Origin of the sequence: Paenarthrobacter sp. PH39-S1 (assembly GCF_030063245.1) — a bacterium.
Classification (GTDB): domain Bacteria; phylum Actinomycetota; class Actinomycetes; order Actinomycetales; family Micrococcaceae; genus Arthrobacter_M.
On the sequence record NZ_JASISR010000129.1, the window covers coordinates 1 to 607 of the forward strand.

The window sequence follows — 607 nt, forward strand, 5'->3', positions numbered from 1 at the left end:
TCGAGGCGGCGATGGAGCCCTTTCGTCTCGCCCGGGAGCTCCTGATCAGCATCCCGGGATTCAGCACCACCGTCGCGGAGGTCTTCATCGCCGAAACAGGTGCCGACATGACCGTGTTCCCCACGGCGGGGCACCTGGCGTCCTGGGCCGGCACCTCTCCGGGATCCAACGAATCCGCCGGACGGGTTAAATCCACCAAAACACGCCCCGGCAACCGCTACCTTAAAGGAGCCCTCGGTATCGCCGCGCTCTCGGCAGCACGCTCGAAGAACACCTACTTCACCGCGAAATACTCCCGCCTCACCGCCCGGCGCGGGCCGTCCAAAGCACTCGTCGCGATCGAACACGCCATGCTCACCGCTGCCTGGCACATGCTCACTACCGGCGAACTCTACAAAGACCCCGGAGCCGACTACTTCACACGGCAGACACCCAGCCAAAACCAAGACCCGCGCCATCAAACAGCTCGAATCCCTGGGCTTGGAGTGTTCCCGCTTTTGTGGACTCGAGATTAAGCCGCGAGTTCGTGAATTGATTTATAGCCTAACTCATATTCGAGCGGTGTCAAATAGCCGTTAGCTGAATGACGGCGCCGCGTGTTGTAATA

1 pseudogene is annotated in these 607 nt (G+C 60.6%); it reads left to right on the forward strand.

Annotated features, from left to right (window positions below):
* Positions 1–486, forward strand: a pseudogene (locus QMG52_RS21825) (transposase); the annotation flags it as partial.
* Positions 487–607 lie beyond the last annotated feature (121 nt).